This is a genomic window from Paenibacillus glucanolyticus (assembly GCF_037333485.1).
Taxonomy (GTDB): Bacteria; Bacillota; Bacilli; order Paenibacillales; family Paenibacillaceae; genus Paenibacillus_AQ; species Paenibacillus_AQ glucanolyticus.
Window position 1 is genome coordinate 2,455,989 of the sequence record NZ_CP147845.1, and the last position, 20,569, is coordinate 2,476,557.

Annotated in this window: 17 protein-coding genes; all 17 read left to right on the forward strand. The window is 49.2% G+C overall.

Annotation, left to right across the window (positions count from 1 at the left end; genetic code table 11):
- Window positions 1-33: 33 nt before the first annotated feature.
- The 17 genes from WDY75_RS11870 to WDY75_RS11950 all read left to right on the forward strand — a co-directional run bounded on the left by WDY75_RS11870 (window position 34) and on the right by WDY75_RS11950 (window position 20,496).
- Complete coding sequence (locus WDY75_RS11870) at window positions 34-4,350, forward strand: PolC-type DNA polymerase III (protein ID WP_338842142.1); 4,317 nt, start codon at window positions 34-36, stop codon at window positions 4,348-4,350.
- 179 nt (window positions 4,351-4,529) lie between these two features.
- On the forward strand, window positions 4,530-4,991 hold the full coding sequence (gene rimP / locus WDY75_RS11875; protein WP_006211291.1) for a ribosome maturation factor RimP: 462 nt from the start codon (window positions 4,530-4,532) through the stop codon (window positions 4,989-4,991).
- A gap of 32 nt (window positions 4,992-5,023) precedes the next feature.
- Window positions 5,024-6,121 (forward strand): transcription termination factor NusA, encoded by a 1,098-nt coding sequence (gene nusA, locus WDY75_RS11880; protein ID WP_006211290.1) that lies wholly within the window; start codon window positions 5,024-5,026, stop codon window positions 6,119-6,121.
- 25 nt (window positions 6,122-6,146) lie between these two features.
- Window positions 6,147-6,458: an RNase P modulator RnpM gene (gene rnpM / locus WDY75_RS11885; RefSeq protein WP_006211289.1), complete on the forward strand. Its 312-nt coding sequence runs from the start codon at window positions 6,147-6,149 to the stop codon at window positions 6,456-6,458.
- Window positions 6,451-6,774, forward strand: a complete 324-nt coding sequence (locus tag WDY75_RS11890) for a ribosomal L7Ae/L30e/S12e/Gadd45 family protein (RefSeq protein ID WP_172964039.1) — start codon at window positions 6,451-6,453, stop codon at window positions 6,772-6,774. The genes rnpM and WDY75_RS11890 overlap by 8 nt, the downstream gene beginning before the upstream one ends.
- Window positions 6,767-9,436 carry a translation initiation factor IF-2 gene (infB, locus tag WDY75_RS11895; protein WP_063480019.1) on the forward strand — a complete coding sequence of 890 codons (2,670 nt, stop codon included), beginning with the start codon at window positions 6,767-6,769 and terminating at the stop codon, window positions 9,434-9,436. Before WDY75_RS11890 ends, infB begins: the two co-directional genes overlap by 8 nt.
- Window positions 9,437-9,454: 18 nt before the next feature.
- The gene (gene rbfA, locus WDY75_RS11900; RefSeq protein ID WP_006211285.1) at window positions 9,455-9,808 is read left to right on the forward strand and encodes a 30S ribosome-binding factor RbfA; all 354 of its coding nucleotides are present in this window, start codon (window positions 9,455-9,457) and stop codon (window positions 9,806-9,808) included.
- Between the two features lie 84 nt (window positions 9,809-9,892).
- Entirely contained in the window at window positions 9,893-10,870 is a 978-nt protein-coding gene (locus WDY75_RS11905) for a DHH family phosphoesterase (protein ID WP_063480018.1), read from the forward strand.
- Entirely contained in the window at window positions 10,867-11,778 is a 912-nt protein-coding gene (gene truB, locus WDY75_RS11910; RefSeq protein ID WP_063480017.1) for a tRNA pseudouridine(55) synthase TruB, read from the forward strand. Before WDY75_RS11905 ends, truB begins: the two co-directional genes overlap by 4 nt.
- 35 nt (window positions 11,779-11,813) lie before the next feature.
- Window positions 11,814-12,767 (forward strand): bifunctional riboflavin kinase/FAD synthetase, encoded by a 954-nt coding sequence (locus WDY75_RS11915; RefSeq protein WP_006211282.1) that lies wholly within the window; start codon window positions 11,814-11,816, stop codon window positions 12,765-12,767.
- Between the two features lie 164 nt (window positions 12,768-12,931).
- Window positions 12,932-13,201, forward strand: a complete 270-nt coding sequence (rpsO, locus tag WDY75_RS11920) for a 30S ribosomal protein S15 (protein WP_006211281.1) — start codon at window positions 12,932-12,934, stop codon at window positions 13,199-13,201.
- Between the two features lie 404 nt (window positions 13,202-13,605).
- On the forward strand, window positions 13,606-15,711 hold the full coding sequence (gene pnp, locus WDY75_RS11925) for a polyribonucleotide nucleotidyltransferase (RefSeq protein WP_076150455.1): 2,106 nt from the start codon (window positions 13,606-13,608) through the stop codon (window positions 15,709-15,711).
- A gap of 283 nt (window positions 15,712-15,994) precedes the next feature.
- The gene (locus tag WDY75_RS11930) at window positions 15,995-16,981 is read left to right on the forward strand and encodes a polysaccharide deacetylase family protein (protein WP_228030026.1); all 987 of its coding nucleotides are present in this window, start codon (window positions 15,995-15,997) and stop codon (window positions 16,979-16,981) included.
- Between the two features lie 91 nt (window positions 16,982-17,072).
- Window positions 17,073-18,341 (forward strand): M16 family metallopeptidase, encoded by a 1,269-nt coding sequence (locus WDY75_RS11935; protein WP_063480016.1) that lies wholly within the window; start codon window positions 17,073-17,075, stop codon window positions 18,339-18,341.
- Window positions 18,316-18,762 (forward strand): dUTP diphosphatase, encoded by a 447-nt coding sequence (gene dut / locus WDY75_RS11940; RefSeq protein ID WP_172963931.1) that lies wholly within the window; start codon window positions 18,316-18,318, stop codon window positions 18,760-18,762. The genes WDY75_RS11935 and dut overlap by 26 nt, the downstream gene beginning before the upstream one ends.
- 249 nt (window positions 18,763-19,011) lie before the next feature.
- The gene (gene dpsA / locus WDY75_RS11945) at window positions 19,012-19,908 is read left to right on the forward strand and encodes a dipicolinate synthase subunit DpsA (protein ID WP_006211277.1); all 897 of its coding nucleotides are present in this window, start codon (window positions 19,012-19,014) and stop codon (window positions 19,906-19,908) included.
- The gene (locus WDY75_RS11950) at window positions 19,909-20,496 is read left to right on the forward strand and encodes a dipicolinate synthase subunit B (protein ID WP_006211276.1); all 588 of its coding nucleotides are present in this window, start codon (window positions 19,909-19,911) and stop codon (window positions 20,494-20,496) included.
- The last annotated feature ends 73 nt before the right edge of the window (window positions 20,497-20,569 follow it).

A 20,569-nucleotide genomic window follows, 5' to 3' on the forward strand; every position in this document is an offset into this window, starting at 1 on the left:
TTATAGTTTTGTGCATTGCAGGGGGAGGGAACCATGGGCACAACAGAAGATAAAAGGAAGCGATTTGAACTGCTGATGAAGCAGGGAGAAGTTCCGGCCAATCTGGTGGAACCCTATTTTTTGGATGGCGTGATTGAGCAAGTAGAGACAAGTCGGGCGAGCAAGGACTGGAGAATAACCGTTCTTAAGGACACCTTGGTTCCGTCCGAGGTCTACCGTACATTCTGTCTGAGGATTCAGGAGAAGATGAGCCATATCGCCAAGATCAAATTTGTATTCCGGTATGGGAGCAGCGTTCCTGAAGCAGATATCGTGCAAGAATACTGGAGTTTGTTTTTGGAATGGGCCCATCGGGAAATTCCTTCGGTGAATGGGTGGATGACAAGGGCCAAACATGAGGTGGAGGATGGACAAGTCCTTCTCTCCATGTCGGACGGCATGTCACTTGAGCTTGCCCGCAAGAAGCAGATCGATGCAGCCATTACCCGTTTCTTCGGACAATACTTTGATCTGACGCTGCGTGTGAAAATGCAGGTTGGAGATAACGGTCAGGCGGCTTATGAGGAGTTCGAGCAGAAGAAGCGCGAGGAAGAGCGCGAGGTCATCGAGCAGATCATGAGCAGCATGGAAGCTGAGCTGGATGCGGAGGATGAGGAAGAGGGCGCGGTTCGGCTGCAGGTCGGGTATGATATCAAGGATCAGCCGGTTCCGCTCCAGGATATCCAAGACGAAGAGAAGAAAATTACGATTCAGGGGACCATCTTCGGATTGGATCGTAAGGAGCTTCGCAACGGCAGTACGTTATTCACATTCTATCTGACAGATTTCAGTGATTCCTTGCAAATGAAAATGTTTGGCAAGACGAAGGATGAACTTAAGGTATTGAGCCTGCTTGAAAACGGCAAGTGGGTGAAGGCGCGCGGACGTGTGGAATATGACCGCTTCATGCAGGTACCGGAACTTGTTATGATTCCGTCGGATCTGGAAGAGGTGCCTTCTCCCCCGAGCCGGAAGGATAATGCAGCCGAGAAGCGGGTGGAATTCCACCTTCACACAACGATGAGCACCATGGATGCCGTCACGCCGATCGACCGGTATATCAAGACAGCGGCCAGTTGGGGCCATAAAGCCATTGCCGTAAGCGATCACGGCGGTGTTCAGTGTTATCCCGATGCAGCCAAGAATGCCAAGAAACACGGGATCAAAATGATGTACGGCATCGAGGCCAATGTCGTGAATGATGCCGTCAACATCGTGGAACAGGCACAGCCGATTGAACTCAGCAGTGCGACTTATGTGGTGTTTGATATTGAGACTACTGGTTTGTCCATCACCGCAAATAAAATCATCGAGCTTGCAGCCGTTAAAATGAACGAAGGTAAAGAGATTGACCGGTACGCTACCTTTGTGAACCCGCACGAGAGAATTCCGTATCACATCCAGCAATTGACCAACATCAATGACGATATGGTTAAGAATGCCCCCGAGCTGGAGCCGGTGCTCAAAGAGTTTGTGGATTTCGTAGGCGATGCCGTGCTCGTGGCGCATAATGCGCGATTTGATATGGGCTTCATTCAGGCAGCATTGAAGAATGCAGGCATGGATACCCTGGACAATCCGTATCTGGATACGCTGGAGCTGGCCCGTCTTGTGCATCCGGGACTCAAGAATCACCGTCTTAACACCATGGCTGACAAGTATAAGGTTCTACTGGAGAGCCATCACCGTGCGATTGATGATACAGTTGCGCTGGCAGGGATTCTGAACGGACTGCTTGGCGATGTGGAAAAAACAAAAGGCGTCAAAATGCTGGACCGCCTTAACGATTATGTTGGGACAGATCTGTCCAACACGCGTCCATTCCACTGCGGTATTTATGCACTGAACATGACTGGCAAGAAAAACCTGTACAAGCTGGTCTCCATGTCCCATACCCAATATTTCAAGCGCGTGCCCTGCATCCCTAAATCCAAACTTCAAGAGATGCGGGATGGGTTGCTCGTGCTGTCCGGCTGTGAAAAGGGAGAGTTCTTCGAAACGGTGCTGAACAAGACGGAGGAGGAGGCCGAAGAAATCGCAGATTTCTACGATGTTCTGGAGATTCAGCCTTTGACGATGTACATGCACCTCGTGGATAAGGGACTGGTCGGCAGCCCCGAAGAGATTAAAACGGCGATTTCCAAAATCGTACGCATCGGGGAGAAGCTGAACAAGCCGGTCATTGCTACAGGGAATGTGCATTATCTCGAACCACGGGACAAGCTGTTTCGGGATATTACCATTCATGGCATTACCGGTTTCAGCCCGCTCAAGGATTTGCGCAAGCCGGATGCCCATTTCCGGACCACGGAAGAGATGCTGGAGGAATTCGAGTTCTTGGGTCAGAGCAAATGTTATGAGGTTGTTGTGACTAACACAAACGAGCTCGCGGACCGCTTTGAAGAATTAGAGTTATTCCCGGATAAACTGTTTACTCCAATCCTTGAGGGTGCGGATGAAGAGATTCGTAACACTTGCTACGATACGGCCAAGTCGATCTATGGGGAGAACTTGCCTGAAGTCGTGGTCGCGCGGCTGGAGAAAGAACTGGAGCCGATTATCAAATACGGTTTCTCAGCGAACTATCTGATTTCCGAGAAACTGGTTAAAAAATCGAACCGGGACGGCTATTTGGTAGGCTCGCGGGGATCGGTAGGCTCTTCCGTTGTCGCCACATTCCTTGGCATATCCGAGGTTAACCCGCTCCCCGCTCATTATATTTGCATCAATAGTGATTGCAAGCATAGCGAATGGTTCCTGGACGGCAGCGTGCCGAGCGGTTTCGATTTGCCCGACAAAGCATGTCCGGAGTGCGGAAACATGATGAAAGGCGAGGGACAGGATATACCTTTCGAAACGTTCCTCGGTTTCAAAGGGGACAAGGTTCCCGATATTGACTTGAACTTCTCCGGTGAATATCAGCCGCTTGCCCATAATTTCACCAAGGAGATGTTTGGTGAGAAGAATGTATTCCGTGCCGGCACCATCGGTACCGTGGCAGAAAAGACGGCTTTTGGTTTTGCCAAGAAGTATGAGGAGCACAACAACAAGCGCTGGCGCGGTGCGGAATTGAACCGGCTTGCGTCAGGCTGTACCGGCGTTAAGCGGAGCACGGGTCAGCATCCCGGCGGGATTGTTGTTGTACCGGATTATATCGAGGTGGAAGAGATAACGCCTGTGCAGTTTCCGGCGGATGACGTCAACGCCGAGTGGAAAACAACGCATTTTGACTATCATGCCTTTGAGGCGAATCTTCTCAAGCTGGATATACTCGGTCACGATGATCCGACCATGATGAGAATGCTTCAGGATTTGACCGGGGTGGATCCAACCACCATTCCGATGAATGATCCGAAGGTCATGAGTATGTTCAACTCCACGGAATCCCTGGGTGTAAGGCCAGAGCAAATACGCTCGCCTGTGGCTACATTCGGTGTTCCGGAGATGGGGACAAAATTCGTTCGCCAGATGCTGGTTGAATCCCAGCCATCGAGTTTTGCCGACTTATTGCAAATTTCGGGCCTGTCCCACGGGACCGGCGTTTGGCTTGGCAATGCCCAGGAGTTAATCAAGAATGGCACATGCAACATCAAAACCGTAATCGGCTGTCGTGACGATATCATGTTATTTCTGATCTATAAGGCCGGTATGGACGCAAGCCTCGCATTTAAGATCACGGAAAGCGTGCGTAAAGGCCGGGGGCTGTCGCAGGAATGGATCGACGAGATGAAGAGATGCAAAGTGCCGCAGTGGTACATTGATTCCTGTCTCAAAATCCAGTACATGTTCCCCAAAGCCCACGCCGCCGCATATGTTATTTCAGCGGTGCGAACGGCTTACTTCAAGCTGTATTATCCGATTGAATATTACGCAACGTACTTCTCGGTACGTGCCGAGGATTTTGACATTGAATTATGCTGTCAGGGCTATGAAGCGATATACCGGCGCATTGAAGAGATCGAGCAGCTGGGTTTTGGAGCGAGTCCGAAGGAAAAAGGAATGCTGCCGATTTTGGAGATGGCGCTGGAAATGACCGCAAGGGGATTCAGCTTTAAGAATATCGACCTCTATCAGTCGGATGCGCTAAGATTCAAGGTGGATGGAAATTCACTCATTCCGCCATTCTCGGCCTTGCAGGGGATCGGGGATAACGCGGCCCGCAACATTGCCGCCGCGAGGGAATTCGGCGAGTTCCTCTCCATTGAGGATTTCCAGCAAAAATCGAAGGCGAGTAAAACCGCGGTGGAGCTGTTAACCCAGATGGGCTGCTTCCGTGGTCTGCCGGAGAGTAATCAGTTATCATTGTTCTAATTCTTGTCATTCTTTAATTGCCATGACGCCTTGACAGTCAAGGAGTCATACTTGTCACTATTACCAGACTATGTTATAATTTTTTTGGTAATCATGGAGATAAAACCGTTGTGTAAAGAGTGGGGCAACCCACTCTTTACTCTTTGGTATATAGGAAATGAAGTTGGAGGTTATGTTCTTTGAGCACATCAAAGATTAAAACGACTGTGGAAGAAATGGTGCAGCCGTATTTGAATGAACACGGCTTTGAACTGGTAGATGTGGAATACGTTAAGGAAGGAAGCAACTGGTTCCTGCGCGTGTTTGTTGACAAAGACGGCGGCATTGACATTGACGATTGCGGTTTGATCAGTGAATACTTGAGCCAGAAGCTGGACGAGAACGATCCGATTCCGACAGCTTATTTTCTTGAAGTCTCTTCTCCTGGCGCGGAACGTCCTCTGAAGAAGAAAGAGGATGTTGCGAAGTCTGTTGGCAAGAACGTGTTTGTTACCGTATACGAGCCGATTAACGGATTGAAAGAGTTTGAAGGCAAACTGGAATCCTTTGATAACGAGGAGCTTGTCATTCAAACCGTCAAGAAGCAGTACGTCATTCCATATGCAAAAGTAGCCAGTGCCAGATTGGCCATCATTTTTTAAACGGAAGTTTTGAAAGGGGGAACCGATTTTCAATGAGTATGGATTTTATTGAAGCGATGAACGAGTTGGAGAGAGAAAAGGGCATCAGCAAAGATGTGCTGTTTGAAGCCATTGAAGCGGCACTGATCTCAAGTTACAAACGCAATTTCAACACAGCACAGAATGTCCGCGTTGACATGAATCGTAACACGGGCGTCATCAAGGTGTTTGCACGGAAGCTGATTGTGGACGAGGTTCTGGATCCGCGGACAGAAATTTCACTGCATGCAGCCCGGGAAATCAATCCGCATTTTCAGATTGAAGATATAGCGGAAATCGAGGTTACGCCTCGCGATTTCGGACGGATCGCAGCTCAAACGGCAAAGCAAGTTGTCACCCAGCGCATTAGAGAAGCCGAACGCGGCCTGATCTACAGCGCTTTTATTGACAAGGAAGACGACATTGTAACCGGTACGCTGCAGCGTCAGGATATGCGCAACATCTACATTGATCTTGGCAAGATTGAAGCTGCGCTGCCGCTGACCGAGCTCATGCCGAACGAGAAGTTTAAGCATGGCGACCGGATCAAGGCGTACATTACCAAGGTTGAGAACACAACGAAGGGTCCGCAGATTATGCTGTCCCGTACGCATCCAGGTCTGTTGAAGCGCCTGTTTGAGCTTGAAGTGCCTGAAATCTTTGATGGCGTGGTTGAAATTCGCTCGGTTGCACGTGAAGCTGGATTCCGATCCAAAATTGCGGTGTATTCCCGTAACGACGAAGTCGATCCGGTAGGCTCATGCGTAGGACCGAAAGGTATGCGCGTACAGACGATTGTTAATGAGCTTCGCGGCGAAAAAATTGACATCGTACGCTATTCCGAAGAAGTTGAAGAGTACGTGGCCAATGCACTCAGCCCATCCAAAGTACTTGAAGTCCAGGTATTTGAAGATGAGAAGATGGCACGCGTAATCGTTCCGGATTATCAGCTTTCGCTTGCAATTGGAATCAAAGGTCAGAATGCTCGTCTTGCGGCGAAACTGACAGGCTGGAAGATTGACATTAAGAGCGAAAGTCAAGCGGAACAGGAATTTGGCAGACCGAAATCCCAATCTGGTGAAATGCACCAGGATTCCGTCTCTGTCGATTAATTCCAAGTGACGGGGGGTTGTCGTCTTGAAACAGAGAAAGATACCACTGCGCAAATGTGTAGCGTGCCAGGAAATGATGCCGAAGAAAGAGCTTATCCGGATTGTAAGGACACCTGAGGATGCCGTCCTGATCGATCTCACCGGCAAAAAGTCGGGACGGGGAGCTTATTTATGCGGTAAAGTTTCCTGCTTCAAGCTGGCACACAAAAATAAGTCGTTAGATCGAGCGTTGAAACAGCATGTGAAACCTGAGATCTATGAACAGTTGGCACAGGATTTTATCAAGGTTGAAGATGAATTCCTGGCTGCAAAAGAGAGTGCTGCCGATGATGAATAGGGCGCTTTCTCAGCTCGGCCTGGCCATGAGGGCAGGTAAGGTGGTTACCGGAGATGAGATCGTGCTCAAAGGCATCCGGTCTTCTGAAGCAAAATTGGTTATTCTGGCGGGTGACGCCTCAGATAATACAAAAAAGAAGTTCCGCGATAAATGCGGTTCTTATAAAATCCCTCTGGTAATCGGATTTGACCGGGAAAGTCTGGGCACAAGTGTAGGTAAACCCGAGCGGGTTGTGCTGGCAGTTACGGATCAAGGATTCGCAGAAATGATCTCCAAGAAAATGGAGACAATGTCGGAGGTGGAGTATATTGAGTAAACAAGAAAACAAAGACAATAAACTTCGAGTGTACGAATATGCTAAATCGTTAAACATGAGCAGTAAAGAAATTATTACGATACTTAAGCGTTTAAACATTCCGGTCAATAATCATATGAGCGTAATGGAGAACGATACGGTGTCCAAGGTTGAACAATTCTTCAAAGATATCAAATCCAACGCTGCTGCCAAGCGGGATAGTTCAGAATCTTCCCGAAACGAGAACCGTAAACCTTCGGTTTCCGGAGCCAGTCCGGCTGCAGCGGTATCCAATATTAAATCAGAGGGTACCACCTCTAATGTAAGTACCGAAGGCAGCCGTAATGGGCAGGACGGTATGCGTAATTCAGGACAGCGAGCACCAGGACAACAAGGTCAAAGCCAGCCCAAAAAACAACAGGAAAAGCAGGTAGGTATGAATAGTAGAACTAATCAAAACAACCAGAGTGCTTCAGGTTCCCAGCGTCCCCAAGGAGGACAGGATACCCGAAGAAGTCAGTCTGGCTCCACTCAAGGAGTCCAGCAAAACAATCGTAGCCAAGCATCCAGACCGGCAGGCAGCACACAGACCGGTTCACGTCCACAGGGCGGAGGTCAAGGGGGTGCACGTCCGCAAGGCAGTAATCAGACTGGATCGCGTCCGCAGGGAAGCAACAACCAAGGCGGAGCACGTCCACAGAGCAAACCGGGTGGAACCGGTGGCGGTTTTTCCAGCTCCAACAACAATAGCAATAACAGCCAGAACCGCGGTTCCAGAACCAACAACAACAACAATAACAACCGTCAAGATTCCAAGCGATTTGATGACAACAATCGTCAGGGAGGATTCCGTGGCAACAATCGCGGTGGGAAGAACAACCGTGGCCGGAATCAGTATAATCAGCAGCCGCCTCGTGAGAAAATCGACAACACGCCGAAGAAAATTATCGTCCGTGGCAACATGACCGTCGGTGAAACGGCGAAGCTGCTTCATAAGGACGCTTCCGAAGTCATCAAGAAGCTGATTTTCCTCGGCGTGATGGCCACCATCAACCAGGAGCTGGATATCGATACCATTCTGCTGCTTGCTGGGGAGTTTGGTGTTGAAGTCGAAGTGAAAATTCCGGTTGAGGAAGATCGTTTTGAGACCGTTGAAGAAAATGATACTCCTGAAGAATTGAAAGAGCGTCCACCGGTCGTTACGATCATGGGTCACGTCGATCACGGTAAAACAACGCTGCTTGATGCAATCCGCTCAACTAACGTAACGGGTGGCGAAGCTGGCGGCATTACCCAGCATATCGGTGCTTATCAAGTTGAAATTAACAACAAGAAGATTACGTTCTTGGATACACCGGGTCACGAAGCCTTTACAGCTATGCGTGCACGTGGTGCGCAAGTAACGGATATGACCATTATTGTGGTGGCAGCGGACGACGGCGTAATGCCTCAAACGGTGGAAGCTATTAACCATGCGAAAGCAGCTGGACTGCCAATCATCGTTGCCGTGAACAAAATTGATAAGCCGGATGCCAACCCGGATAAAGTGAAACAAGAGCTGACGGAATATGAGTTAGTGCCTGAAGAGTGGGGCGGAGATACCATCTTTGTTAACGTCTCGGCGAAACAGCGCATGGGTATGGAAGACTTGCTTGAGATGATCCTTCTGGTAGCGGAAGTCAATGAATACAAAGCAAATCCTGACAAGCGTGCACGCGGTACCGTTATTGAAGCTGAGCTGGATAAAGGCAGAGGCCCGGTAGCACGTATTCTCGTTCAGCATGGTACGCTTAAAGTGGGAGACGCGTTTGTAGCGGGCAACTGCTTCGGACGTATTCGTGCAATGGTTAATGACAAAGGCCGTCGCTTAAAAGAAGCGGGTCCTTCAACGCCGGTTGAAATTACCGGTTTGACTGAAGTTCCGGGTGCCGGCGATCCGTTTATGGTGTTTGAAGATGAGCGTAAAGCTCGTAACATCGCTGATAAACGTTCGATTACCCATCGTCAATCCGAGCTGAACACGAACACCCGCGTTACGCTGGATGATCTATTCCAGCACATTAAAGACGGCGAGATCAAAGATCTTAACGTGATCATCAAAGGTGACGTACAAGGCTCTGTTGAGGCACTGAAAGGTTCCTTGAACAAAATCGAAGTGGAAGGCGTTCGCGTCAAAATCCTCCACAGCGGTGCCGGTGCGATCACGGAATCCGATATTATTTTGGCAGCTGCCTCCAACGCGATTGTTATCGGCTTCAACGTTCGTCCGGACGTTCAAGCGAAGCAAACCGCAGAGCAGGAGAAGGTTGATATTCGTCTGCACCGTGTAATATATAATGTAATCGAGGAAATTGAGCAAGCTATGAAGGGGATGCTCGATCCGGAGTACAAAGAAACCGTGATCGGTCATGCGGAAGTCCGCAGCACCTTTAAAGTGAGTAAAGTGGGTACGATTGCTGGATGTATGGTGACATCCGGTAAAATTGCACGTAATGCAGAAGCTCGCTTGATCCGTGACGGTATTGTCGTTCATGAAGGCAAGATCGATTCCCTCAAGCGTTTTAAAGATGACGCTAAAGAAGTGGCACAGGGTTATGAGTGTGGTATTACCTTGGTAAGCTATAGCGACGTCAAAGAAGGGGACATCATCGAAGCCTTCATCATGGAGACGGTAGAGCGCTAACGAATGAGGTGATCAGAGATGGCAAAAATCAGAACTGGGCGCGTAGGCGAGCAGATTAAAAAAGAGCTCAGCCAACTGATCCAAACGGAAATGAAAGACCCAAGAATCGGTTTTATCACAGTGACCGGTGTTGATGTAACAAATGACCTGTCTCAAGCGAAGATCTACCTGAGCGTACTCGGCGACGATGAACAGAAGGCAGCTTCCTTGAAAGGTCTGGAGAAGGCAAGCGGCTTTCTCCGTTCAGAGCTAGGCAAGCGAATTCGTCTCCGGCATGTGCCAGAGCTGATCTTCAAGTTCGATGATTCCATCGCGTATGGCAGCCACATTGAGAAGCTGCTTACCGAAATTGTTGATCGTGAAGAGAAATAGAGTGATTTGATTTACGATCACTAATCGCGGTCTGGTTTATGGAAAGTTCGTCGATACACGTGGTTTTTATAAAGGAGAGGGCGAATGCAGACCTATGAACAAGAGCTGCAGCAGGTGAAGTCATACCTGCTGGAGCACGATGATTATTTGGTTGTGTCGCATGTTCAGCCCGACGGAGATGCAGTCAGTTCCACCCTTGCGGTGGGCTGGCTTCTCTCATGTCTGGGCAAGAAATTCACCATGATCAACGAGGGACCCATTCCGAAGCGCATGAGAGCCCTGTGGCACGCGGAAGACATCCTGAATCTGTCCGAACAACAGCCAGGAAGAACATTCTCGCATGTCATTTGTGTGGACTGTGCGGATTTTGCTAGAGTAGGCTATACTCAAAAGGTATTTGCGGATCATGCAAGCATCGTAAATATCGACCATCATCCAACCAATGATCGTTATGGGGCAATCAACCTTGTGGCGCCAGAGGCTGCTGCAACCGCGGAAATCCTGTATGATCTGCTGAATTTGTTTGATGTGAATTGGGATGCCGAGATTGCAACGGCCATTTATACGGGTTTGTTGACGGATACAGGCGGGTTCCGTTATTCCAATACATCGCCCAAGGTAATGAGTATTGCGTCTGATCTGTTGTCCTATGGGGTGAATGGACCGGAAATTGCGGAAACTTTATTGGAAGAAATGACGCTTCCGCAGATGAAGGTTTTGGTTCAGGCGTTAAATACGTTAAGTTTATCGGATGATGGCAAAATAGCATGGGTAAACGTAACCCCTGAGCATATGGAAATATGCGGTGCTGTCAGCGAAGACCTTGAGGGCATCGTCAATTATCCCCGAAACATTCAGGGAGTCGAAGTTGGAATCCTGTTTAAATCTCTGAAGTCCGGAGTGGTCAAGGTAAGCTTGCGTTCAGCCGGAAAAGTTGATGTAGCTGCATTGGCGCAGGTTTTCGGCGGAGGCGGCCACGTACGGGCAGCAGGCTGCAGCATCGAGGGCGAACTTCATGACATCATTCCAAGAGTGGTAGAGCAGGTGAAATTAAAGTTATGACGCAATTAGAAGGCATTTTGGCCGTTCATAAACCCGCAGGTTGGACATCTCATGATGTGGTAGCCAAAGTCCGGGGAATCCTCCGGATGAAGCGGATTGGACATACAGGTACGCTGGACCCCGAAGTAACGGGGGTGCTTCCCTTATGTCTTGGCAGAGCAACACGGGTTGTGGAATACTTGCAGGAACTGCCTAAGGAGTACCATGCGGTTCTCCGGCTGGGATATTCGACGGACACAGAGGATATTACCGGAAGTGTGACAGAAACGGCAGATGAAGTTCATGTAACGAAAAATGAAGCCATTGAAGCGCTGCAATCTTTTATGGGCCCGATCTCTCAAGTCCCCCCTATGTATTCGGCTGTCAAGATCAATGGCAAACGGTTATACGAACTTGCCAGAGAAGGAAAGACCGTGGAACGCAAGAGTCGTACCGTAACGATTCATGAAATCGAAATGACGGATTTTGATGCTGAGGGCGAGTACACGGACATTTCATTTCGAGTGCTGTGCTCCAAAGGTACATACATCCGTACGCTTTGCGTAGATATTGGACGAAAGCTCGGCTTGCCTTCGGTCATGGTCAAGCTGGAACGTACGGTGTCGGCAGGAATCACGGAGCAGCAGTGCTTGACTCTGGAGCAGATTGAGCAGTTCATGAAGGAAGGAACGCTGCATACGAGGCTTATTCCCGTGGACCAAGCGATTCACAATCTGCCGGAGCATACCGTGTCTGAAGAGAAAAAGGAAGCAGCATTGCAGGGACAACGATTGTCTTCGAGAGCGGTGGAGCCGGCTGTCGACAGTTCGGAGCCTATTCGCTTGTACGATATAAAGGGAAACTTTCTGGGAATCTATAAGCGCCAGGAGGAAACAGGGGCTATCGTTCCGGTGAAAGTATTTTCCTAAGTATGACTGGATTTAGTGAGTGGAGGTGAGAAATCATGAGAATTGTTTCTTTATCTTATCCTGTATCTGCTGAAATAGCGCATGAAGCAGCCGAGCCGAAGGTTGCCGCAATTGGTCAGTTTGACGGTCTTCATCTGGGGCATGCCAGCGTGCTTTCAACCGCTGTGAATATTGCGCGGGACAATGGAGTACCAGCTGCACTCATTACCTTTTACCCTCATCCAAAAGACGTGATTGGTAAAGGGAGCTACGAGGGGTATCTTACGCCCCAGCCCGATAAGCAGCAGCTGCTCGAAGAGATGGGCATTGATATTCTGTACATTGTTGAGTTCAATAAAGAATTTTCCCAAGTGAGTCCGGAAACCTTTGTGGAAGAGATGTTATTGCCCTTAAATCTTCAAACGGCGGTTGTCGGATTTGATTTCCGTTTTGGTCATAAAGGCGCTGGCGACGCAGTCAAACTTCAGGAGCTTGGTGAAGGCAGAATGACTGTCGTTACGGTTCCGCCATTTTTGGTCGATGGGGAGAAGGTCGGAAGTTCATCTATTCGGATCGCACTGAAAACGGGACAACTGTCGGATGCAAACCGTTGGTTCGGACGGAATTACCGGATCCGGGGCAGTGTCATTCATGGGGAAAAGCGGGGAAGAAAGATCGGTTTTCCAACTGCTAACCTGGAATTGACGGATCCTTACGTTGTACCGGCGTTAGGCGTTTACGCAGTCCGGGCGCGGACCAATAAGCATGACAACTGGATTCCGGGCGTGATGAACATCGGTGTGAAGCCAACCTTCCATGAAGGAATCACGGAGCCCATCTTCGAGGTGCATCTGTTTGATTTTGAAGGGGATCTATATGATCAAATCATGACGGTGGATATTGTTCAATATATCCGCAAGGAGCATAAATTCGAATCGGTTCAAGAGCTTGTAGAATGGATTCAGAGGGATGCGGTTGAAGCCCGAAGAATATTGAATGTCAGCGAATAAACGATTTGGGACAAATTGTACTGAACTGATTTTCTTTTTCAGGTAAAGTATGCTATACTCTTAGAGGTTGCCCGGAGTGTGGGCAATACTAACCTTGGCTTGGATGTTCGATCTCACCGTCGGTACCTGGGCCAATGGCGATTATAATGAGGGAGGTGAACAGGATGGCATTGACTCAAGAACGTAAACAACAACTGATTGACGAGCACAAAACTCATGAGTCCGATACAGGATCCCCAGAAGTGCAAATCGCTATCCTAACGGAAAACATTACGAACTTGACTGACCACTTGCGTACGCACAAGAAGGATCATCATTCCCGTCGTGGATTGTTGAAAATGGTCGGCCAACGCCGTAAGTTGCTTGCATACTTGAAAAACAAGGATGTTAAACGTTACAGTGCTTTGATCGAGAAGCTTGGATTGCGTCGCTAATCATCCATAAGATGTGCCGAAAACAGCCTGGTTGTCCACTGTCCTTCTTGGAACGACAGCGGCGCAGCCGGGCTCTTTTCTAAGTATTGTACAATTTACTGTTTTCGTGCTCCCCCACAAAGTACTGCGTACGCTTCATAGCCTAAACTCCACTTTGTGGGGTTATCTTAATATATATTCTTTTTTTAGATTGTAGGCGTGTCTGTTCGCTTGAGTTTCGTTTGACGGTTATAACCAGGGATGGTCTATGCGGAGAATGTTCTATACGGTTCGGGTTGTTCCTGTACATAGGTTAGTGATGTTGGACCGATGGATGGCTCTGGTTTGGAAATGTGGACAGCGTTTTGCAAAAAAACATTGATTTAGAAGATTTCAAAAAATTTATCCCCATGAGGAGGGAATATATGGAAACACGTGTTGAAATGCAGCTTGGCGGAAGACCCCTCGTGTTCGAAACAGGGCGCCTTGCGAAGCAGGCAAATGCGGCTGTTATGGTTCGTTACGGCGAAACAGCAGTCCTGTGTACAGTGACAGCTTCCAGTGAACCGAAGGATTTGGATTTCTTTCCATTAACGGTCAACTACGAGGAGAGATTGTACGCAGTCGGTAAAATTCCGGGTGGATTTATTAAACGGGAAGGCAGACCGAGCGAGAAAGCGATTCTTGCCAGCCGTCTGACAGACCGTCCGATTCGTCCGCTGTTCCCGGAAGGATTCCGTAATGATGTTCAGGTTCTGAACCTGGTTATGAGTGTGGATCAGGATTGTGAGCCGGAAATCGCGGCTATGATCGGTACTTCCGCAGCTCTGAGTATCTCGGATGTGCCTTTCAACGGTCCGATTGGCGGCGTAGCCGTAGGTCGTGTGGATGGCAATTTTGTCGTGAATCCGGATATTGCACAGCAGGAAGCAAGTGATATCTATCTAGTTGTATCAGGTACTAAAGACGCCATCATGATGGTTGAAGCTGAAGCGAACGAAGTTCCTGAGGAAGTCATGCTGGAAGCCATCATGTTCGGACATGAGGAAATCAAGAAAATCGTAGCTAAGATCGAAGAGCTCGTGGCTGCTTGCGGTAAAGAGAAAATGGCAGTTAAGCTCCATGCTGTCAATGAAACGGTGAATCGTGAAGTGCGTGATTTCGCCGCAGCTCGTCTGGTTGAAGCCGTTCGCATCGAGGAGAAACATGCCCGCCAGGATGCAATTGACGCCATCAACGAAGAAGCGTATACCGTGTTTGAAGAGAAGTATATCGAGACTCCTGAATTGTTGAAGGATGTTAAAGAGGTGCTTCACGATATCGTGAAGGAAGAAGTCCGACGTCTGATTACGCATGACAAGGTTCGTCCGGATGGCCGTGGTCTGTCTGAGATCCGTCCTATCGATTGTGATACTAGCCTGCTTCCTAGAACGCATGGTTCCGGTCTGTTTACGCGTGGACAAACCCAGGCCCTCAGCGTATGTACTCTAGGTGCCCTTGGCGATGTGCAGATTCTCGATGGTATCGATCTGGAAGAGACTAAGCGTTTCATGCATCACTACAACTTCCCGCCATTCAGCGTAGGGGAAGCTCGTCCACTTCGTGCTCCAGGCCGTCGTGAAATCGGGCATGGAGCGCTCGGCGAGCGTGCCTTGTCCAAAGTCATTCCGAACGAAGTTGAGTTCCCGTACACGATTCGCCTGGTGTCAGAAGTTATTGAATCGAACGGTTCGACTTCCCAAGCCAGCATATGCGCAAGCACACTGGCTATGATGGATGCAGGGGTACCCATCAAAGCTCCTGTAGCCGGCGTAGCGATGGGCTTGATCAAGGACGGGGATCATGTCTCCATTCTAACGGATATTCAAGGCATGGAAGACCATCTTGGCGATATGGACTTTAAAGTTGCAGGTACGCCTGAAGGGGTTACCGCCATTCAAATGGATATCAAAATCGATGGAATCGACCGTGCGATTTTGCAGGAAGCTCTGCAGCAGGCAAAAGAAGGACGCATGCACATTCTTGGGAAAATGGCAGAAGCCATTCAGCAGCCAAGAACGAGCTTGTCCCAATATGCGCCTAAAATTATTACCATGCAGATCAATCCGGACAAAATTCGCGATGTAATCGGTGCTGGCGGCAAAATCATCAACAAAATCATTGAGGAAACCGGCGTGAAGATCGATATCGAGCAAGACGGTCGTGTGTTTATCGCTTCTGCCAATGATGAGATGAACAAAAAAGCACTTTCGATTATCGAAGGCATTGTGCGTGAAGTAGCTGTAGGTGAAATTTACACAGGTACGGTAAAACGGATCGAGAAATTCGGTGCTTTTGTTGAAATTCTGCCGAACAAAGACGGGCTTGTTCACATCTCGCAGCTCTCTACAGAGCGCGTAGCGAAGGTGGAGGACGTGGTTGCGATTGGTGATGTCATTACGGTGAAGGTTACCGAAATCGACCAGCAGGGACGGATTAACCTGTCTCGCAAAGCGGTTTTAACTACAGAAGCGAGCAAGAGCGGCTCTTAAGCTTTCGCGCTTGTTGGTTTGTGAACAGGATATGGATGAAGAAAAAAGAGGCAGAACCTATCATTCTGGCTCTTTTTTGATCATAAGAAACACGGTTTCTCTCGGTCCCGTACCTATATTAGATAAGCTTCGCAGCATATGCCCCACGTTGTGGGGTTGCTTTATGAATAGATACGCAGGCGTATCCTGCCTTGAATATGCGGTGTCGTTTCTAGCAGCACATAATTCCGCCTATCCTCTCATAAAATGGGACAAAGCTTCTCAAGGGGAGGGTGGATTGCCCATGAATGGTAAAAAAATGGCCGTGCTGCTAACCGGTGCCGCGATGGTGTCGGCTGTCGCTGTGTTCAGCGGGGCTTGGGAATATGTGTCGGGGCTGCAGGTGAAACCGGAAGCGCACTTCGTAAATGGAACACAGACGGCAGTGGATCTGGATCTATTGAATCAGATTGAAGCCGCATCAGCGAAATCACGAATCGAGCCCGTTGATGCAAGGGTTGACTCGGTATGGAAAGCGGTTCCCGGTTATAACGGGATCGAGATTGACGTAGAAGCTACATATAAAGCGGCATCTTCCAAAAAGCGAAAACCCGGGGAGGCCATACCTTACGTTTACCGGCAAATACCGGCTAAAGTAACTCTTAATGATCTGGGTGAACAGCCGATCTATCGAGGGAACCCGAATAAGCCGATGGTGTCGCTCATGATTAATGTGGCGTGGGGGAATGAATTCCTGGTGCCGATGCTGAATACGTTGGATAAGGAAAACGTGAAGACGACCTTTTTTCTGGATGGGAGCTGGCTGAAGAAGAACCCGGAGCTGGCCGGCGAAATTTTGAAGAGAGGTCATGAGGTGGAAAATCATGCGTATACGCATCCTAACATGAGTCGTCTCAGCAGGGAGCGGGCAGAGATGGAAATCGCGAAAACACAGGATCTGCTGAAAGAAAGTTTGGGTGTGGAGAACAAATGGTTTGCCCCGCCTTCCGGCGACTTTAATCAGCAGACTGTATCCATCGCCCATGCACGGGGGCTAAAAACAGTACTGTGGACACTCGATACGATCGATTGGAAGCATCCTGCACCGGAAGCGGTCGTTCAAAAGATATCCACGAAGGTGGAGCCGGGCTTCCTGATTCTGATGCACCCTACGGATTCCTCGTCACAAGCGTTAAAAGGAATGATTGACGGAATAAGGGCCAAAGGGCTGGAGATTGGGACGGTCAGTCAGACGCTTTCCCCTGAACGAATCATGCCTAAGGGAAGTTGAGCCGGATGGTAAAGTTTGATAGAATGATGGATGGCATGAGGCTGTTGATCAGCTAAAGTGAACCTGGATGGAACAGTTAGGGGGCCCTATCGTGAAAAAAATACAATTGTCTAACGGCCTGAGAGTGGTAATGGAGCAAATCCCGACGAGTCGCTCGGTTTCATTCGGCATTTGGGTAAAGACTGGATCCCGCAATGAATCGCTTGAGATCAACGGGATTACGCATTTTATAGAGCATATGATGTTCAAAGGGACGGAGCGTTTTGACGCCCGTGCTATCGCAGAGGAATTTGATGCTATAGGCGGCAACGTTAATGCCTTCACTTCCAAGGAATACACGTGTTATTACGCCAAGGTGCTGGATGAGCATTTTCCGATTGCGGTTGATGTATTGTCCGACATGTTCTTCAACTCGAAGCTGGATGCGGGTGAGCTGGCGAAAGAGAAAAATGTGATTTTGGAAGAAATCGCGATGTATGAGGATACGCCCGATGACTTGGTTCATGATCTGATGTCGTTATCCGTTTATGGGGATCATCCGCTTGCCTATCCGATTCTCGGCACCAAGGAACGGCTTGAATCGATGGATTCACAGGCGCTTAAATCCTACATGGACACACACTATACGATTGAGAATACGGTGATTGCCCTTGCAGGCAACATCAATGATGAAGTGATCGAGCTGTTGGAGCGCCATTTCGGCGGTTTTACAAACCATGGAACTGCCGAGCCGCTGGCTGTGCCTGCTTTTCTGGACGGCGTGCAATTCCGCAAGAAAAAAACAGAGCAAAATCATATCTGCCTGTCGTTTCCAGGCTGCTCCATCGGCGACGAGCTTCAGTACGCGATGGTGCTGCTTAATAATGCTATAGGTGGCGGCATGAGTTCACGGCTGTTCCAGGAGATCAGGGAAAAGCGTGGATTGGCGTATTCGGTATATTCCTACCACAGTTCCCACGCCGACAATGGCATGTTTACCATTTATGCGGGTACAGCTCCCAAGCAGACGAAGGAAGTACTTCAACTGACCACGGAAATGCTGCATGATGTGGCGACCAATGGGATGACCGAGGAGGAGCTGCGCAAGGGGAAGGAACAACTTAAGGGCAGCCTCATTCTTGGTCTGGAGAGCACGAGCAGCCGCATGAATCGCTTGGGCAAGAACGAATTGATGCTGGGCCATCATTTCAGCCTCGACGAAATCATTAAGCGGATCGAGCAGGTCAGCATGAAGGATGTGGATGCGGTTCTTGACCGCATGTTTGGGACTCCATATGCACTAGCGATGGTAGGAACTTCAGATAAAGCATTGAATGCACTTAGGAGGAATGAATTTGTTGCACTACGTTCAAATCAATAGATTGCCTGGTAATGAAGATGTTAAACTGCCCGTGAAAATGTCCGAGCTTGCTGCAGGCTTCGACCTGCATGCAGCGGTTGCGGAGCCCGTGGTTTTAAATCCGGGCGAGCGCAAATTAATCCCGACCGGCTTTGCAATCGCGATGCCGGCTGAGCTTGAAGCGCAGATCCGCCCTCGCAGTGGGCTTGCATTCAAACACGGCATCACCTGTCTGAACTCCCCCGGCACCATTGATGCCGATTATCGCGGGGAGGTTAAGGTGCTGCTGGTCAATCTGGGGCAGGAGCCTTTTGCGATAGAACGTCATGAGCGCATCGCTCAAATGGTGTTTAAAACCGTCCCTGCCGTGGAATTCATAGAGGTAGAGGAATTGTCCGACACCGTACGGGGTGCGGGTGGATTCGGACATACCGGCAAGTAAATTCAAGCAAGAAAACTTCTGATATCATCAACATCATACAGCACACGCTAACACCGCCAGGGTTTGTACCGGGCGGTGTTTTTTCAATTTGCTGATGTACTGCAGCAAACGACCTGAATGGGCCATGTCGGGTTTGCGGTTTTATTTAATGCGTTAAGGCGGTAGTTTAATTGAAATGCGCTCACCACCCCATAGGCGGCAGCATAAGATGGTTTATACGTTGGTTTGAAGAAAGGAGCGAGGCCTTCCATGCTGACAGGAGTCCGGACCGTCTTTGTTGGAGGAGACGCAAGGCAAATTGAAGTGATTCGCAAATGCGCTGAGATGGATGCCTCCGTCATGATCGCCGGGTTTGAGAAGCTGCAGGATTCGTTTCAGGGAGTGACTCGTGAGCAGTTCACACCGGAGCTGTTATCGGACGCAGATGCTCTGATCCTGCCTGTGGTTGGATGTGATGATGAGGGACGTGTCAGTGCGCTGTTCTCAGAAGGGCCATTGCGACTGCAGGAGGAGCATATCGCAGCAATGCCCGGTCATGGAGTGATCTATACAGGCATGGCGAAACCGTATTTGCGCTCGCTATGTGACAAATATAAGATCAAGCTGGTAGAGATATTGGAGAGGGACGATGTTGCCATCTATAATTCAATTCCGACAGCGGAAGGTGCGCTGATGATGGCGATCCAGAATACGGATTTTACGATTCACGGTTCAACCAGCATGGTGCTTGGCATGGGACGAACAGGATTTACAATGGCTCGCAGCTTGCAAGGTTTGGGTGCCAAAATTCTGATGGGCGTACGCAAATCGGAGCATTATGCCAGAGCTGAGGAAATGGGCTGGAAACCTTTCCTGGTAAGGGATTTAGGGTCTTATGTGCCTTCTATTGACTTGCTTTTTAACACGATTCCAACTATGATAGTCACAGCACAAATCATCTCGAAAATGCCTCGGGAGGCAGTTATCATTGATCTCGCCTCCGCACCCGGCGGATGCGATTTTCGCTATGCCGAGAAACGGGGTATCAAAGCCATGCTCGCACCCGGACTACCCGGAATCGTGGCTCCAAAAACAGCTGGCATCATTATGGCCAATACGCTGGTGGAGCTGATTTCTGAAGAAATCAAGATTCGGGGGGATGCGTAGATGAATTGGAATGGAAAGACAGTGGGTTATGCTCTGACAGGATCACACTGCACGCTTGAAGAAGTGATGCCGCAGATCCAGCGGTTTAAGGACGGGGGAGCCAACGTGGTGCCGATTGTATCCAGCACGATCATGACAACGGATACCCGATTCGGCACGTCGGAAAATTGGCAGAAACAGTTGAAAGATATTACGGGTAATGATATTATTTCTACAATTGTTGACGCGGAACCACTAGGCCCATCGAAGCTTCTTGACGTTTTGGTCATTGCCCCTTGCACGGGAAATACGACCAGCAAGCTGGCCAATGCGATGACTGACAGTCCTGTCTTAATGGCAGCCAAGGCGCAGATGAGAAATGGAAGGCCGCTTGTGCTGGCCATCTCAACAAACGATGGCCTTGGGCTAAATGCGGCGAATATCGCTAAACTGCTGATTACGAAGAACATCTATTTTGTTCCGTATGGGCAGGATAATCCCCAGCAGAAACCAAACTCGCTTGTCGCCAAAATGAATCTCATTCCGGAAGCGTGTTATGCGGCTCTTGAAGGGAAACAGCTGCAGCCGATGATTGTGGAATATTCTTAATGCGTTAAGGTCTTGTAGCCCAATACGCACTCTAGAAACAACTGCAGCCATCGTTTTATTCTTGACGGAGAGA

Bases quoted from the DNA above. Each gene is read 5' to 3' on its own strand.
- WDY75_RS11915 (WP_006211282.1), top strand. From the start codon at position 11,814: ATGAGAATTGTTTCTTTATCTTATCCTGTATCTGCTGAAATAGCGCAT.
- WDY75_RS11890 (WP_172964039.1), top strand. From the start codon at position 6,451: ATGAATAGGGCGCTTTCTCAGCTCGGCCTGGCCATGAGGGCAGGTAAG.
- rbfA (WP_006211285.1), top strand. From the start codon at position 9,455: ATGGCAAAAATCAGAACTGGGCGCGTAGGCGAGCAGATTAAAAAAGAG.
- pnp (WP_076150455.1), top strand. From the start codon at position 13,606: ATGGAAACACGTGTTGAAATGCAGCTTGGCGGAAGACCCCTCGTGTTC.
- WDY75_RS11930 (WP_228030026.1), top strand. From the start codon at position 15,995: ATGAATGGTAAAAAAATGGCCGTGCTGCTAACCGGTGCCGCGATGGTG.
- truB (WP_063480017.1), top strand. From the start codon at position 10,867: ATGACGCAATTAGAAGGCATTTTGGCCGTTCATAAACCCGCAGGTTGG.
- WDY75_RS11870 (WP_338842142.1), top strand. From the start codon at position 34: ATGGGCACAACAGAAGATAAAAGGAAGCGATTTGAACTGCTGATGAAG.
- dpsA (WP_006211277.1), top strand. From the start codon at position 19,012: ATGCTGACAGGAGTCCGGACCGTCTTTGTTGGAGGAGACGCAAGGCAA.
- rpsO (WP_006211281.1), top strand. From the start codon at position 12,932: ATGGCATTGACTCAAGAACGTAAACAACAACTGATTGACGAGCACAAA.
- nusA (WP_006211290.1), top strand. From the start codon at position 5,024: ATGAGTATGGATTTTATTGAAGCGATGAACGAGTTGGAGAGAGAAAAG.
- WDY75_RS11950 (WP_006211276.1), top strand. From the start codon at position 19,909: ATGAATTGGAATGGAAAGACAGTGGGTTATGCTCTGACAGGATCACAC.
- WDY75_RS11905 (WP_063480018.1), top strand. From the start codon at position 9,893: ATGCAGACCTATGAACAAGAGCTGCAGCAGGTGAAGTCATACCTGCTG.